At 59.7% G+C, this 14,625-nt stretch carries 14 protein-coding genes; 10 read left to right on the top strand and 4 right to left on the bottom strand.

What is annotated here, in order from left to right; genetic code table 11:
• Positions 1-93 precede the first annotated feature (93 nt).
• Positions 94-1,314 carry a CaiB/BaiF CoA-transferase family protein gene (locus AB9L16_RS26835; protein WP_252877204.1) on the bottom strand — a complete coding sequence of 407 codons (1,221 nt, stop codon included), beginning with the start codon at positions 1,312-1,314 and terminating at the stop codon, positions 94-96.
• Between the two features lie 14 nt (positions 1,315-1,328).
• On the bottom strand, positions 1,329-2,510 hold the full coding sequence (locus tag AB9L16_RS26830) for an acyl-CoA dehydrogenase (protein ID WP_024015035.1): 1,182 nt from the start codon (positions 2,508-2,510) through the stop codon (positions 1,329-1,331).
• 157 nt (positions 2,511-2,667) lie between these two features.
• Between AB9L16_RS26830 and AB9L16_RS26825 the strand changes: the two genes are divergently transcribed.
• The 10 genes from AB9L16_RS26825 (at position 2,668) to AB9L16_RS26780 (ending at position 12,520) form a co-directional block, all read left to right on the top strand.
• On the top strand, positions 2,668-3,567 hold the full coding sequence (locus AB9L16_RS26825) for a LysR family transcriptional regulator (RefSeq protein ID WP_056791320.1): 900 nt from the start codon (positions 2,668-2,670) through the stop codon (positions 3,565-3,567).
• 434 nt (positions 3,568-4,001) lie between these two features.
• Positions 4,002-5,123, top strand: a complete 1,122-nt coding sequence (locus AB9L16_RS26820) for a Re/Si-specific NAD(P)(+) transhydrogenase subunit alpha (protein ID WP_375122950.1) — start codon at positions 4,002-4,004, stop codon at positions 5,121-5,123.
• 15 nt (positions 5,124-5,138) lie between these two features.
• On the top strand, positions 5,139-5,459 hold the full coding sequence (locus AB9L16_RS26815; RefSeq protein ID WP_003220416.1) for an NAD(P) transhydrogenase subunit alpha: 321 nt from the start codon (positions 5,139-5,141) through the stop codon (positions 5,457-5,459).
• Complete coding sequence (locus tag AB9L16_RS26810) at positions 5,459-6,892, top strand: NAD(P)(+) transhydrogenase (Re/Si-specific) subunit beta (protein ID WP_041476447.1); 1,434 nt, start codon at positions 5,459-5,461, stop codon at positions 6,890-6,892. The genes AB9L16_RS26815 and AB9L16_RS26810 overlap by 1 nt, the downstream gene beginning before the upstream one ends.
• 214 nt (positions 6,893-7,106) lie before the next feature.
• A complete protein-coding gene (locus AB9L16_RS26805; RefSeq protein ID WP_071173986.1) occupies positions 7,107-8,600 on the top strand; it encodes an acetyl-CoA hydrolase/transferase family protein in 1,494 nt (497 codons plus the stop codon).
• Positions 8,601-8,921: 321 nt separating this feature from the next.
• Positions 8,922-9,137: a DUF1127 domain-containing protein gene (locus tag AB9L16_RS26800; protein ID WP_007911656.1), complete on the top strand. Its 216-nt coding sequence runs from the start codon at positions 8,922-8,924 to the stop codon at positions 9,135-9,137.
• A 333-nt stretch (positions 9,138-9,470) separates the two neighbouring features.
• Positions 9,471-9,788, top strand: a complete 318-nt coding sequence (locus AB9L16_RS26795) for a DUF2388 domain-containing protein (protein WP_016772298.1) — start codon at positions 9,471-9,473, stop codon at positions 9,786-9,788.
• A 108-nt stretch (positions 9,789-9,896) separates the two neighbouring features.
• Entirely contained in the window at positions 9,897-10,214 is a 318-nt protein-coding gene (locus AB9L16_RS26790; protein ID WP_375122949.1) for a DUF2388 domain-containing protein, read from the top strand.
• 27 nt (positions 10,215-10,241) lie between these two features.
• Positions 10,242-10,562, top strand: a complete 321-nt coding sequence (locus AB9L16_RS26785; protein WP_041476450.1) for a DUF2388 domain-containing protein — start codon at positions 10,242-10,244, stop codon at positions 10,560-10,562.
• Positions 10,559-12,520, top strand: a complete 1,962-nt coding sequence (locus AB9L16_RS26780) for a DUF4105 domain-containing protein (protein ID WP_315435052.1) — start codon at positions 10,559-10,561, stop codon at positions 12,518-12,520. Before AB9L16_RS26785 ends, AB9L16_RS26780 begins: the two co-directional genes overlap by 4 nt.
• A gap of 57 nt (positions 12,521-12,577) precedes the next feature.
• Here AB9L16_RS26780 and trpA read toward each other — a convergent pair whose 3' ends face one another.
• Both trpA and trpB read right to left on the bottom strand, forming a co-directional pair.
• Positions 12,578-13,387 (bottom strand): tryptophan synthase subunit alpha, encoded by an 810-nt coding sequence (gene trpA / locus AB9L16_RS26775; protein WP_016772301.1) that lies wholly within the window; start codon positions 13,385-13,387, stop codon positions 12,578-12,580.
• Positions 13,387-14,619, bottom strand: a complete 1,233-nt coding sequence (trpB, locus tag AB9L16_RS26770; RefSeq protein WP_016772302.1) for a tryptophan synthase subunit beta — start codon at positions 14,617-14,619, stop codon at positions 13,387-13,389. Before trpB ends, trpA begins: the two co-directional genes overlap by 1 nt.
• Positions 14,620-14,625 lie beyond the last annotated feature (6 nt).

Raw genomic sequence — 14,625 nt, 5'->3', positions numbered from 1 at the left:
ACCGTTAATTTCGCTTTTCTTTCAATAACTTGCGTATTGGTTAAAAAACATCCAATCAAATGAGAAAAGAGCTTCTTCTATATAGAAGAAGACTTAAAGGACGCCTTCCTCCTTCAACGCAGCCACCGCGCCTGCCCCCAGACCCAGCACCCGCTGCAGAACCTCTAATGTGTGCTCACCTAATAAAGGAGGCGCATGACGATATTCAACGGGCGTCTCCGACAATCGAATCGGGCTGGCCACCTGAGGCACCATCCCCGCCAATGCATGCGGCAGCTCTATCGCCAGACCGCGCGCCTTCACCTGGGGATCTTTAAACACCTGCGACAGATCATTGATCGGCCCACAAGGCACACCCGCCTGCTCCAGCTGAGCAACCCACTCGGCCGTGGTCTTGAAGACCGTAGCTTGGCGGATCAACGGGATCAGCACCGCGCGGTTCGCTACCCGCAGCTTGTTGGTCGCGAAGCGCGGATCATCCGCCCACTGCGGTTGGCCAGCCACCTCTGCGAACTTGCGGAACTGCCCGTCATTACCCACGGTAAGAATGAAGTCACCATCCGCCGTAGGAAAGTCCTGATAAGGCACGATGTTGGGATGCGCATTTCCCAGACGCTTTGGCGCATTGCCCGTGGTCAGGTAGTTCATCGCCTGGTTCGCCAGACACGCGACCTGCACATCCAGCAACGCCATATCGATGTGCTGGCCGCCACCGTCGTGATCGCGATGAGCCAACGCCGCGAGAATCGCCACCGTTGAATACAGCCCAGTAAGAATATCCGTGAGCGCGACACCGACTTTCACCGGACCGGCGCCCTCATCTCCGTCAGGCCGGCCGGTCAGGCTCATCAAGCCGCCAAGCCCCTGGATCATGAAGTCATACCCTGCGCGCTTCGCGTACGGGCCGGTCTGGCCGAAGCCGGTGATTGAGCAGTAGATCAGATTCGGGTTGAGAACCCTTAGCGACTCATAGTCCAGACCATAGGCCGCCAGACCGCCCACCTTGAAATTCTCGATCAGAATGTCCGACTTCGCCGCCAGGTCGCGCACCAGCTTCTGCCCTTCAGGCCGGGTGAAGTCGATGGTCACCGATTGCTTGTTGCGGTTTGCCGAGAGGTAATAAGCCGCTTCCGATGTGTTCTCGCCGTAAGCGTCTTTAAGAAAGGGCGGGCCCCAGGCGCGGGTGTCATCACCATTGCCCGGGCGCTCGACCTTGATCACCTCGGCGCCCAGGTCGGCGAGGATCTGTCCGGCCCAAGGCCCGGCCAGCACTCGTGATAAATCCAGTACCCGTAGATGCGACAGCGCGCCCATGGTCCGCCCTCCTATTAATAGAACGCCTGCAGACCGGTTTGCGCACGCCCGAGGATCAGCGCGTGAACGTCATGGGTACCTTCATAGGTATTCACCACTTCCAGGTTGACGAGGTGACGGGCCACGCCGAACTCATCGGAGATACCATTGCCACCGAGCATGTCGCGCGCCATCCGCGCAATATCCAGCGACTTGCCGCAGGAGTTGCGCTTCATGATCGAAGTGATTTCAACGGCGGCGGTACCTTCGTCCTTCATCCGGCCCAAGCGCAGGCAACCTTGCAGCGCCAGAGTGATCTCGGTCTGCATGTCGGCGAGTTTCTTCTGTACCAGTTGAGTCGCGGCCAACGGTCGACCGAATTGCTGACGATCCAGAGTGTATTGACGCGCGGTGTGCCAGCAGAACTCGGCGGCGCCCAGCGCGCCCCAGGAAATGCCGTAACGTGCGGAGTTAAGGCAGGTGAAAGGACCTTTCAGGCCACGGACATCCGGGAAGATGTTTTCTTCCGGCACGAACACGTTGTCCATGACGATCTCACCGGTGATCGAAGCGCGCAGGCCGACCTTACCGTGAATCGCCGGAGCGCTCAGACCTTTCCAGCCTTTCTCCAGAACGAATCCACGGATATCGCCGGCATCATCCTTGGCCCAGACCACGAATACGTCAGCGATCGGGCTGTTGGTGATCCACATCTTCGCGCCGGTCAGGCTGTAGCCGCCATCGACCTTGCGCGCCCGGCTGATCATCGCGCCCGGATCGGAACCGTGGTTCGGCTCGGTCAGACCGAAGCAACCGATCCATTCACCGGAAGCCAGTTTCGGCAGGTACTTCTGCTTCTGTGCTTCGGTACCGAATTCGTTGATCGGCACCATCACCAGTGAGGATTGCACGCTCATCATCGAGCGGTAGCCGGAGTCGACGCGCTCGACCTCACGGGCAATCAGGCCGTAGCTGACATAGTTCAGACCGCTGCCACCGTATTGTTCGGGAATGGTCGCACCGAGCAGGCCGACTTCACCCATCTCGCGGAAGATTGCCGGGTCGGTCTTTTCATGACGGAAAGCTTCGAGCACACGCGGGGCGAGACTCTGTTGAGCGAACTGCGCGGCGGTGTCGCGGATCATCCGCTCTTCTTCGGTGAGCTGTTGATCCAGCAGTAGGGGATCGATCCAGTTGAAGCTAGCTTTACCGCCCATGAGTGTGCCCTCGCAATCGGATGAATTAACGTGGCATTGATCCTAGGCGCGGTTCGCCGTCGGGGCAAACGAGGATTTCGCATTTTGTTGTGCTAATTTCTCACTCCGTACCGTCGCGAATAGCCTTTTATGCGACGCATTAGTGAGGTTGACGTACATGCGCAGGAAGATCCCCAGCACCGCCGCCCTGATCAGTTTCGAAGCTGCCGCCCGCCATGAGAGCTTTACCCGTGCTGCTGAAGAACTGTCGCTCACCCAAGGCGCCATTTGCCGACAGATCGCCAGCCTGGAAGATTTCCTCAGCGTGGAACTGTTCCGACGCTCGCGGCGTGGAGTGAAACTGACCGAGGCGGGTCTTTCATATAGCCGTCGGGTGGCGACTCAGCTCGATGCAGTGGAGCGCGACACCCTTTCCGTGATGGGCCAGCAGGGCACCAACGTTATCGAGCTCGCCGTCGTCCCGACCTTCGGCACGCAATGGCTGCTGCCACGCCTTAAGGATTTTCAGCTCAAGCACCCGGAAGTGACCGTCAACCTGACCAACCGCACCCGGCCATTCCTGTTTGCCGACACCGAATTCGATGCCGCGATTTACTTCGGCGACGCCGACTGGTCGGGTACCGAATCCCACAGATTGATGGGCGAGAATCCGATGCCGGTGTGCAGTCCCACCCTACTTGGCAATCGCAAACATCTGACAGCGCAAGCCATCGCTGAACTACCGCTGCTGCAGCAAACCACCCGACCTTACGCCTGGCGCCAATGGTTCAACTCGCAGCAATTGAATATCCCTCGCGACATGACAGGTCCACGCTACGAGCTATTCTCCATGCTTGCCCAGGCAGCCATGCACGACATGGGCGTCGCGCTGATTCCGCCGTTTCTGATTCAGCGCGAGCTGACAGAGAAACGTCTGGTGGTTGCCAACTCTCAAGCGCTTTCCAGCATCAAGGCCTATTACCTGATGATTCCGGAGCGAAAGGTCGAATCGGCATCGCTGAAGGCATTTCGTGACTGGCTGGTAAATCAGGCGCAGAGCTACAGCCTAGAAGAATAAAGGCTTTGCGCAATATCTAACCTCGTAGTCAGAAAAACCAAAGCCCTACAGATATAACTATTTGTCGCTTCTGAGCAGACTGTATCCGAAAGTCGTACAGACGTCCCACAAGCTGCCAAACACGTGGCTTTGAGCCTCTAATGGCGACTCATTGCTGCCTATTCACGCCACCGATGCGAATTTTTTTCAAATTCAGCCAGAATCCTTGCAGGGCACGGCCTGCAAGGGGTTCAACTGGCCATCTGCGACATTCGGTCACGGCATGACTTGTAGTTAATTTTCCGTCACCCGTCATAATCCCTTGAAGGGCATAAAGTTCGCCTGCAAAATGCCGCGCCCCGCCCTGATTCGGCGGGATCGTGCTGATCGGCCGCCCCAGTCGCACCATCCGTAGTGCATGGGTTTACTCAATAAGATCACGCAGGAGATTTGACGTGCACATTGGTGTTCCTCTCGAAACCCAGACCGGTGAAACACGGGTTGCTGCAACCCCGGAAACCATCAAGAAGCTGATCAGCCAAGGCCATAAGGTCACTGTGCAAAGCGGCGCTGGCGTCAAAGCCAGTGTCGTCGACAGTGCCTATGAAGCGGCCGGCGCAAGCATTGGCAGCGCCAATGACGCGTTTGGCGCCGAGCTGATTCTCAAAGTGGTCGCGCCAAGCGATGCCGAATTGCCGCTGATCAAGCGCGGCACGGTGCTCGTGGGCATGCTCAACCCATTCAACAACGAGACCATCGCGAAGATGGCCGAATGCGGCATTACCGCGTTCGCCCTCGAAGCGGCGCCGCGCACCTCGCGGGCGCAGAGTCTTGATGTGTTGTCGTCGCAGGCGAATATCGCCGGCTACAAAGCGGTGTTGCTCGCGGCTCACTATTACCCACGCTTCATGCCGATGCTGATGACTGCTGCGGGTACCGTGAAAGCGGCGCGGGTGCTGATTCTTGGCGCAGGCGTGGCCGGTTTGCAGGCGATTGCCACGGCGAAACGCCTGGGTGCGGTGATCGAAGCGTCCGACGTGCGCCCAGCGGTGAAGGAACAGATCGAATCCCTCGGCGCGAAGTTCGTCGACGTGCCTTACGAGACCGATGAAGAGCGCGAATGCGCCGTCGGTGTCGGCGGTTACGCGCGGCCGATGCCGGCGAGCTGGATGCAACGTCAGGCCCAGGCCGTGCACGAGCGCGCCAAGCAGGCCGATATCGTCATCACCACTGCGCTGATTCCGGGCCGCAAGGCACCGACGCTGCTCAGCGCCGAGACCGTGGCGCAGATGAAGCCGGGCTCGGTGGTCATCGACCTCGCGGCCGCTCAGGGTGGCAACTGTCCGCTGACCGTCGCCGATCAGGTCGTTGTGGAAAACGGTGTGACGATCGTCGGTCCGACCAACCTCGCCGGTGAAGTCGCTGCCGATGCTTCGGCGCTGTACGCACGCAACCTGCTGGACTTCCTCAAGCTGCTGTTCACCAAGGAAGGCCAGTTCGACGTCAACCTCGAAGACGACATCGTCGTCGCGTGCCTGATGTGCCGCGACGGCCAAGTCATCCGCAAAAACGCCTAAGCAGGGATTCAGACGATGGAAGAGCTTATCTCCCCCGGTATCTACAACCTGATCATCTTCGTGCTGGCGATTTATGTCGGTTACCACGTGGTCTGGAACGTTACGCCTGCGCTGCACACGCCGTTGATGGCCGTCACCAACGCGATCTCGGCGATCGTGATCGTCGGCGCCATGCTCGCCGCTGCGCTGACAGTCACGCCTTTGGGCAAGACCATGGGCACGCTGGCTGTGGCACTGGCGGCGGTCAATGTGTTCGGTGGCTTCCTGGTCACTCGCCGCATGCTTGAGATGTTTAAAAAGAAAGCCCCGAAAGCAAAAGAAGAGGCGCCGAAGTAATGAGCATGAATCTCGTGACGACGCTCTACCTGATCGCGTCGATCTGCTTTATCCAGGCCCTCAAAGGCCTGTCGCACCCGACCACCTCGCGGCGCGGCAACCTGTTCGGCATGCTCGGCATGGCACTGGCTATCATCACCACCGTCGGCCTCATCTATAAGTTGGGCGCTGAACTGGCCACGGCTGGCATCGGTTATGTGATCGTCGGCCTGCTGGTCGGCGGCACCGCCGGTTCGATCATGGCCAAGCGCGTTGAAATGACCAAGATGCCGGAACTGGTAGCGTTCATGCACAGCATGATCGGCCTCGCGGCGGTGTTCATTGCCATTGCGGCGGTAGTTGAGCCGCAGTCGTTGGGTATCGTCAAACAGCTGGGCGATGCGATCCCGGCGGGCAACCGTCTGGAGCTGTTCCTCGGTGCGGCAATCGGTGCGATCACTTTCTCCGGTTCGGTGATTGCCTTTGGCAAGCTCTCGGGCAAGTACAAGTTCCGCCTGTTCCAGGGCGCACCGGTACAGTTCAGTGGCCAGCACAAGCTCAATGCGATTCTGGGTCTGGCAACGCTGGTTCTCGGTCTGACTTTCATGTTCACCGGCAACCTTACGGCGTTCGCACTGATGCTGGCCCTGGCGTTCGTGATGGGCGTGCTGATCATCATCCCGATCGGCGGCGCCGACATGCCGGTGGTGGTTTCGATGCTCAACAGCTATTCCGGCTGGGCGGCGGCGGGGATCGGCTTCTCGCTGAACAACTCGATGCTGATCATTGCCGGCTCGCTGGTGGGTTCGAGCGGTGCGATTCTCTCGTACATCATGTGCAAGGCGATGAATCGGTCCTTCTTTAATGTGCTGCTCGGTGGCTTCGGCAATACGGCAGATGCAGGTCCTGCCGGTGCGCAGGAAGCCCGCCCGGTGAAATCCGGCTCGGCTGACGACGCAACCTTCCTGCTGACCAACGCCGACACCGTGATCATCGTCCCGGGTTACGGTCTGGCAGTGGCCCGTGCACAACACGCACTGAAGGAATTGACCGAGAAGCTGACCCATCGCGGCGTAACCGTGAAGTACGCGATTCACCCGGTGGCCGGTCGGATGCCTGGGCACATGAACGTTTTGCTCGCCGAGGCCGAAGTGCCTTACGACCAGGTGTTCGAGATGGAAGACATCAACTCCGAGTTCGGTCAGGCCGACGTGGTGCTGGTGCTCGGCGCGAACGACGTGGTCAACCCGGCCGCGAAGAACGATCCGAAGTCACCGATTGCCGGTATGCCGATTCTCGAAGCGTTCAAGGCCAAGACCATCATCGTCAACAAGCGCTCGATGGCCAGCGGCTATGCCGGTCTGGACAACGAACTGTTCTATCTGGACAAGACCATGATGGTTTTCGGCGATGCGAAGAAAGTCATCGAAGACATGGTCAAAGCGGTCGAGTAATTCACCACTGCAATAGCGAACGCCCCGACTTGTCGGGGCGTTTTTGTTTGCGCCAGACGCTGGACAATTTGCCGCGTTGTTGCAGATCCGGTAACGGTGTTTTACTGCAAACCCGCGAAATAGAGGCCTCGTTTGCGACCTTGGTAGCGGGACAGGCGCCGGCCAAATTCACTAGACTGCGCATCCTGCTACTCGTTGCCCGAGATAATAATCCATGTACCGTGACCGTATTCGCCTGCCTTCGTTGTTGGACAAAGTGATGAGCGCTGCCGACGCCGCTGCTCTGATTGAGGACGGCATGACCGTCGGCATGAGCGGTTTCACCCGCGCCGGCGAAGCCAAGGCCGTTCCCCACGCACTGGCCGAGCGCGCCAAGGTCACGCCGCTGAAGATCAGCCTGATGACTGGCGCCAGCCTGGGCAACGACCTCGACAAGCAACTGACCGAGGCCGGCGTGCTGTCGCGGCGCATGCCGTTTCAGGTCGACAGCACGTTGCGCAAGGCAATCAACGCCGGCGAAGTAATGTTCATTGATCAGCATCTCTCGGAAACCGTAGAGCAACTGCGCAACCAGCAATTGAAGCTGCCGGACATCGCCGTCATCGAGGCAGTCGCCATCACCGAACAAGGCCATATCGTGCCGACCACTTCGGTGGGCAACTCGGCCAGCTTCGCGATCTTCGCCAAACAAGTGATCGTCGAGATCAACCTGGCCCACAACGCCAACCTCGAAGGCCTGCACGACATCTATATCCCGACGTACCGCCCGACGCGGACGCCAATCCCGCTGGTGAAAGTCGACGATCGCATCGGCAGCACGGCGATCCCGATTCCACCGGAGAAGATCGTTGCGATTGTCATCACTCAGCAGTCGGACTCGCCGTCCACAGTGTCGGTACCGGACGTTGATACCAATGCCATTGCCGAACACCTGATCACCTTCTTCAAGCAGGAAGTCGCGGCCGGGCGCATGACCAACAAGCTAGGCCCGCTGCAAGCCGGGATTGGCAACATCGCCAACGCGGTGATGTGCGGCTTGATCGACTCGCCGTTCGAAGACCTCACCATGTACTCGGAAGTGCTGCAGGACTCGACCTTCGACCTGATCGATGCCGGCAAGCTGAGCTTCGCCTCGGGCAGTTCGATCACCCTGTCCGAGCGCCGCAACAGCGACGTGTTCGGCAACCTGGAGAAGTACAAGGACAAACTGATTCTGCGGCCGCAGGAGATCTCCAATCACCCGGAAGTGGTGCGGCGTCTGGGCATCATTGGCATCAACACCGCGCTGGAGTTCGACATCTATGGCAACGTCAACTCCACCCATGTCTGCGGTACGCGGATGATGAACGGCATCGGCGGCTCCGGCGACTTCGCGCGCAATGCGCATCTGGCGGTATTCGTGACCAAATCGATCGCCAAGGGTGGCGCCATCTCCAGCGTGGTGCCGATGGTCAGCCACGTCGACCATACCGAGCATGACGTCGACATTCTGGTGACCGAAGTCGGCCTCGCCGACCTGCGTGGCCTGGCGCCAAGGGAGCGTGCGCGAGTGATCATCGACAACTGTGTGCATCCGGACTTCCGCCAGGCACTGAATGATTACTTCAGCGCTGCCTGTGCAATCGGCGGTCACACCCCGCATATTCTGCGCGAAGCCCTGAGCTGGCATATGAACCTGGAAGAAACTGGGCGCATGCTGGCAGTGTGATCCACACAGATTACCATCGAGGCAAACACAGTTTTGCCTCGAGGGATGCCCGCGAGAAACAGGATCGCAAAAAACTGTACTGCTGTACCGGTCTTTTCCTAGCGCAAACTCCTACTCAACCCCCTGATACGAGCCGAAATGCACCAATCAAGTGCAGACAGGTACAGTTTGCCCAATTTCGACCCGTACACCATCCATAAACAGTTAACTGCTCACTCACAATACAAATGAACTGTATCTACAGAGACTATCCAAACGAGAGGATCATGGGCACCAGTCAAACCACTACCTGATCCCGCCACAAGCGGAAGGATGTCAACCATGGAACGTACACTCAGTTCCGAACTGTTCTTCGAAGACAAAGCTGTAAACACCCAGGCTTCCCTGCCTCTGCGCGTTATCGCCAACCTGATGTTGTGGCAGCGCCGCATCTCCAGCCGCCACCAACTGGCCCGTCTGGATTCGCGTCTGCTGGCCGACGCCGGTATCAGCGAAGCACAACGCTACGAAGAGCTGAGCAAGCCGTTCTGGCGCTAAGCAGCGTCGCTGGCTCTGGTCGTCAGACCCACCGCCAGCAACCCGAATTGCATAAGCAAAACCCGTCGTGGGCAACCACGACGGGTTTTGTCGTTTCAGGGCCTTGAATGCTCTAAAACGCATAACTGAATGAGTACAGGTACAATTCACGAAAGCCTCAGATAACACCAGTACAGTTATGCAGAACCTTTGGAGTATCACTGGCCACCACTGGGCGAACCGGATTTGGCAGCCTAATATCCATGCAGAACGTGGCGAACGTTGCGCAACAGGCGTCTGACTCCTCAGATACCGAGCCACCTCTCACTACGGTTTATCCAAAGGAGTTAAATCATGACCCGTCTTCGCCTGCTCAGTGCCGCCGCCCTGCTGGCCGTGGCTGCCAACGCCAGTGCTACCAGTTTCATCGTCACCACCGACTCGATCGTCGGCGCGCTGAAAGCCACTTCCGACGCCACTTCCGATGTGACCTCCTCGTTCCGTGACGACAAGATCGTCCTCGCCGCCCGCGACGATGCCGCCAGCTTCGTGGCCAGCGAAGGCGATATCCGTGGGGTGAAGCTGGAAAGCGCGCTCGATCACATCCGCCATCAGGCGCCACAACTCAATGCCACCGATGCCCAATTGGCTCAGGCCATTCTGACGCTCTGATCGCTTGCGGTATTGCGGGACACGCCAGCCGTGTCCCGATGTTTCAACGCTGGCTCTGGCCCGGGCATTTGCGCTAGCCTTCAGGCTCGTTAACAGTTGTCGAGTCCCATGCGCTTTCTTCCAACTCTGCTCATCTCTTCTACTTTATTCACCGCCTGCTGGGCGATGTCTGCCAACGCCTTCGATGCTTTCAATGCATCGACCCAAGGTACGGTTGTCAGCGGTTACGCCACCAGCATGGTGTCTTCTGCGCCGTTCGACCGTAAACTGCTGCTCGCCGCCCATGATGACGCGGCCGCCTTCATCGCCAGTGACGGTGAATGGCGAGGCGCATGGCTGGAATCCGCGCTGCATTACCTGCGCAAAACCCGGCCGAAACTTCATGCCAGCGACCTTGAACTGGCAGAAGCAATTCTCGTCCAATAGTTATCCTTGTCCTTCCGGAGTCGTTCCATGCGTAGCCCGCTGATTGCTGCCGCCCTTGGCCTGTTTGTGTTGGCCGATGTGGCCCAGGCGCACACCCTGGTAGCCACCAGTAACATCATCGTTCGTGCCTCCCAGCGCAGCATCGATTTCACCTCCGATACCACCACGTCGATTCGCGATTCGAAAATCATCCGCGAAGCCCACGACGACGCCGCCAGTTTCGTCGCCAGCAACGGCGACATCCGTGGCGCGCACCTCGAAGCCGCTCTCAACACCTTGCGTACACGGGTGCCGGAAGCGCGCGACGCCAGTGACCAGGTACTCGCCGAAGCCATCCTCGCACTGTGAGGTCCGTTGGCGCCTGGCTGCTGGCCGGGGCGTTGTTGCTGCTTGGCAACAGCGCCCACGCCGGCCTGCAATTGCGGCTCAAGACCGAGGGTCTGAGCCCCGCTCAACAACAGGCCAGTCAGGCGCTGATTGATGAGGCCATGGCGAAACTGCCGCCGAGCTTCATCGAGCGGCTGGATCGGCGTATCGATGTCGGCTGGACCGACGACATGCCGGCCAATGCTTACGGGCAGGCGACGCTGGTTGCCGAACTTGATCTGAATCGCAAGCTTCTCGCAGCTCTCACCGATGGCAGCGCGGCGAAAGAGAAAACCAATCGCCCCCACGGCACTGTGCGCCAGGAACTGCTAGCCACAGTGCTGCACGAAATCACGCATATCTACGACCGCGCGCGTTTATGGCCAAGCGCCGAACGCACGTTGATCCAGCGCTGCACCCGACGCTTCAACAGCGCCGGGCTGATCGGTATTCCCGATGAGTGTCGCGGGCAGAACGGTCGGCGCTTCACCATCAGCGATGACCCGCGCCTGCTTGACCTCGCCGGGTGGCAGCAATACGTCGGCCGCCGCGGCGAGCGTGAACAACACAACCGGCAGATCGCGCGCAGCCCGGACCTCTACGAAATTTCCAGTCCCAAGGAATTTGTCGCGGTCAACATGGAGTACTTCCTCCTCGACCCGAGCTACGCCTGCCGCCGCCCGGCGCTGTATCGCTACTACAAGGAACATTTCGGCTGGGCGCCGCCAGCGCAGGACACCTGCAGCAAGAGCTTTGCCTTTCTCAATGCAGGCAATGACTTCGCCAAGCAGCCTCTGGGGCAAGTCGATCCGGAGCGCGTCTACGCGGTCGATTACCTGCTGGCCGAGGCCAATCAGAACTGGGTCAGTCGCTGGGGCCACAGCATGCTGCGCCTGGTGATCTGCGCCCCCGGTCGCCCGCGCGGCCCGGATTGCCGCCTCGACCTCGATCAGCACCTGGTGCTGTCCTATCGCGCCTTCGTTGGCGATGTGCAGCTGTCGAGCTGGGATGGACTGGTCGGCAAATACCCGTCGCGGCTGTTCGTGTTGCCGCTGGCACAGGTGATCGACGAATACACCAAGACCGAGCTGCGCAGCCTCGCTTCAGTGCCGCTGAACCTGTCTCGCGAGGAGATCGAGGGCGTGGTCGAACATGCCGCCGAGATGCACTGGAGTTACGACGGCAATTACTTCTTCCTCTCCAACAACTGCGCGGTGGAAGGCTTGAAACTGTTGCGCAGCGGCAGCAATAACAGCCAACTGGTCGGCCTCGACAGCATCATGCCCAACGGCTTGCTGGAAGTGCTCAAGGGCCGTGGTCTGGCCGACACCAGTGTGCTCGACGATCCGAAAGAAGCGCTGCGTCTGGGTTACCGCTTCGACTCGTTCCGCGATCGCTATCAGGCGATGTTCGATGTATTGAAGAAGCAGCTGCCGATCAAGCAGACCACTGTCGAAGACTGGCTGTCACTCAGCGCTGAACAACGCCGCGAATGGTTCGATCGCGCCGACCTGCGCACCAGCGCGGCCCTGTTGCTGCTGGAGCAAGCCAGTTTCCGCCGGCAGTTGTTGCTGGCCCAGGACGAGGTCAAGCAACGCTACCTCGGTGCCCGCGAGCTGGAAAATGGCGGCATGGACAAAGCCAACGCGACCTTGCAGGAGATTCTCGCCAACAGTGGCTTCCTCAGCCGCCCGGCGGAACTGCTCGACTCCAAAGGTTACGGACTACCGCAACCGAGCGAGTTTGGCCGACTGGAAGCGGAAAGCAGCCAACGGCAGAAGAAGCTGCTCGCCCTGTCCGGCGACCTCGATACTGAAGTGCGCAAGCTGCTCGAACCCAAGCGCGCCGCCGAGATTGCCGCCAGCGAGGCCAACGTCAAGCAGATTGGCGAGCATTTGCGCAAACTGCACAAGGCTTCGGGCGGACTGCAATTGCCCTGAGCACAAAAAAGGCTTCAGAACGCCTGTTCTGAAGCCTTTTGGTTTTCCCCTGCGGCTTTAGACGCGAGCCTTGCGCACGCCTTGGGACAGCGCCGAACACAGACTCAACACGCCATCAATGGCCTGCTCAGGCGTATCGGCACTGGCGATGTGATCGATCAACGCCGAGCCCACCACCACACCGTCAGCCAGACGCGCGATGGCCGCAGCCTGCTCCGGTGTACGGATACCGAAGCCAATGCTGATCGGCAGGTCGGTATGCCGACGCAGACGCGCAACCGCCTCTTCCACGTGTTCCAGAGTCGCTGCACCGGCGCCGGTGACACCCGCGACCGACACGTAGTAGACAAAACCGGAACTACCGTTGAGCACACGCGGCAGGCGCGCGTCGTCGGTGGTCGGCGTGGTCAGGCGGATGAAGTCCAGGCCAGCAGCCTGCGCCGGGTCGCACAGCTCTTCGTTGTGCTCTGGTGGCATGTCGACCACGATCAGGCCATCGACGCCGGCATCCTTGGCTTCTGCGATAAAGCGCTCGACGCCGAATTTGTGGATCGGGTTGAAGTAACCCATCAACACCAGCGGCGTGTCGCTGTTGCCTTCACGGAATTCGCGAACCATTTGCAGGGTTTTCGCCAGATTCTGTTTGGCGCCCAGTGCGCGGATATTGGCCAGCTGGATCGCCGGACCATCGGCCATCGGATCGGTGAACGGCATGCCCAGTTCGATCACGTCGGCACCTGCGGCAGGCAGGCCTTTGAGGATTGCCAGCGAAGTGTCGTAGTCAGGATCACCAGCGGTGACGAAGGTCACCAGCGCGGCGCGGTTCTGTTGCTTGAGGTCGGCAAAGCGGGTTTGCAGGCGGCTCATCAGTGTTTCTCCTGCTGCGACTGTTGCATATGGTGCATTACGGTTTGCATGTCCTTGTCACCACGGCCCGAGAGGTTGACCACCATCAGGTGATCCTTCGGCAGCTTCGGTGCACGTTTGAACACTTCGGCCAGAGCGTGGGCGCTTTCCAGGGCAGGAATGATCCCCTCCAGACGGCAGCATTTGTGGAACGCTTCAAGCGCTTCGTCATCGGTTACCGAGGTGTACTGGACGCGGCCGATGTCATGCAACCAGGCGTGTTCAGGACCGATGCCCGGATAGTCGAGGCCAGCGGAAATCGAGTGGGCGTCGATGATCTGCCCATCGTCGTCCTGCAGCAGGAAGGTGCGGTTACCGTGCAGCACGCCCGGCACACCGCCGTTCAGGCTGGCCGCGTGCTTGCCGGTTTCGATGCCGTAACCGGCGGCTTCGACGCCGATGATCTCCACGCTCTTGTCATCGAGGAACGGGTGGAACAGGCCCATGGCGTTCGAACCGCCACCGATGCATGCCACCAGACTGTCCGGCAGACGACCTTCTTGAGCCTGCAGCTGATCGCGGGTTTCCTTGCCGATGACGGCCTGGAAGTCGCGGACCATTGCTGGATAAGGGTGTGGGCCGGCCACGGTGCCGATCAGGTAGAAGGTGTTGTCGACGTTGGTCACCCAGTCACGCAGGGCTTCGTTCATCGCGTCTTTCAGGGTGCCGGTGCCGGCCACAACCGGAATGACTTCAGCGCCTAGCAGCTTCATGCGGAAGACGTTGGCCTGCTGACGTTCGATGTCGGTGGTGCCCATGTAGATCACGCAATCGAGACCGAAACGCGCAGCAACGGTGGCCGTGGCCACGCCGTGCATGCCGGCGCCGGTCTCGGCGATGATGCGCTTCTTGCCCATGCGCCGCGCCAGCAGGATCTGGCCGATGCAGTTGTTGATCTTGTGCGCGCCGGTGTGATTCAGCTCTTCACGCTTGAGGTAGATCTTGGCGCCGCCGCAGAACTCGGTCAGGCGTTCGGCGAAATACAGCGGGCTCGGACGTCCGACGTAATCACGCTGGAAGTAGGCCAATTCTTCTTTGAATGCCGGATCTTCCTTGGCCGCTTCGTATTCGCGGGCCAGGTCGAGGATCAACGGCATCAGGGTTTCCGCTACATAACGGCCACCGAACGCACCGAACAGGCCGTTGGCGTCAGGGCCGTTACGCAGATCAGAAGTGTTCGAAGTCTGGGTCATGGGTCG

This window comes from Pseudomonas sp. LW8, assembly GCF_041956865.1.
GTDB classification, from domain to species: domain Bacteria; phylum Pseudomonadota; class Gammaproteobacteria; order Pseudomonadales; family Pseudomonadaceae; genus Aquipseudomonas; species Aquipseudomonas siliginis.
This window is presented reverse-complemented; position numbering and strand designations above follow the sequence as displayed.

Bases quoted from the DNA above. Each gene is read 5' to 3' on its own strand.
- AB9L16_RS26835 (WP_252877204.1), bottom strand. From the start codon at position 1,314: ATGGGCGCGCTGTCGCATCTACGGGTACTGGATTTATCACGAGTGCTG.
- AB9L16_RS26830 (WP_024015035.1), bottom strand. From the start codon at position 2,510: ATGGGCGGTAAAGCTAGCTTCAACTGGATCGATCCCCTACTGCTGGAT.
- AB9L16_RS26825 (WP_056791320.1), top strand. From the start codon at position 2,668: ATGCGCAGGAAGATCCCCAGCACCGCCGCCCTGATCAGTTTCGAAGCT.
- AB9L16_RS26815 (WP_003220416.1), top strand. From the start codon at position 5,139: ATGGAAGAGCTTATCTCCCCCGGTATCTACAACCTGATCATCTTCGTG.
- AB9L16_RS26810 (WP_041476447.1), top strand. From the start codon at position 5,459: ATGAGCATGAATCTCGTGACGACGCTCTACCTGATCGCGTCGATCTGC.
- AB9L16_RS26805 (WP_071173986.1), top strand. From the start codon at position 7,107: ATGTACCGTGACCGTATTCGCCTGCCTTCGTTGTTGGACAAAGTGATG.
- AB9L16_RS26800 (WP_007911656.1), top strand. From the start codon at position 8,922: ATGGAACGTACACTCAGTTCCGAACTGTTCTTCGAAGACAAAGCTGTA.
- AB9L16_RS26795 (WP_016772298.1), top strand. From the start codon at position 9,471: ATGACCCGTCTTCGCCTGCTCAGTGCCGCCGCCCTGCTGGCCGTGGCT.
- AB9L16_RS26790 (WP_375122949.1), top strand. From the start codon at position 9,897: ATGCGCTTTCTTCCAACTCTGCTCATCTCTTCTACTTTATTCACCGCC.
- AB9L16_RS26785 (WP_041476450.1), top strand. From the start codon at position 10,242: ATGCGTAGCCCGCTGATTGCTGCCGCCCTTGGCCTGTTTGTGTTGGCC.
- trpA (WP_016772301.1), bottom strand. From the start codon at position 13,387: ATGAGCCGCCTGCAAACCCGCTTTGCCGACCTCAAGCAACAGAACCGC.
- trpB (WP_016772302.1), bottom strand. From the start codon at position 14,619: ATGACCCAGACTTCGAACACTTCTGATCTGCGTAACGGCCCTGACGCC.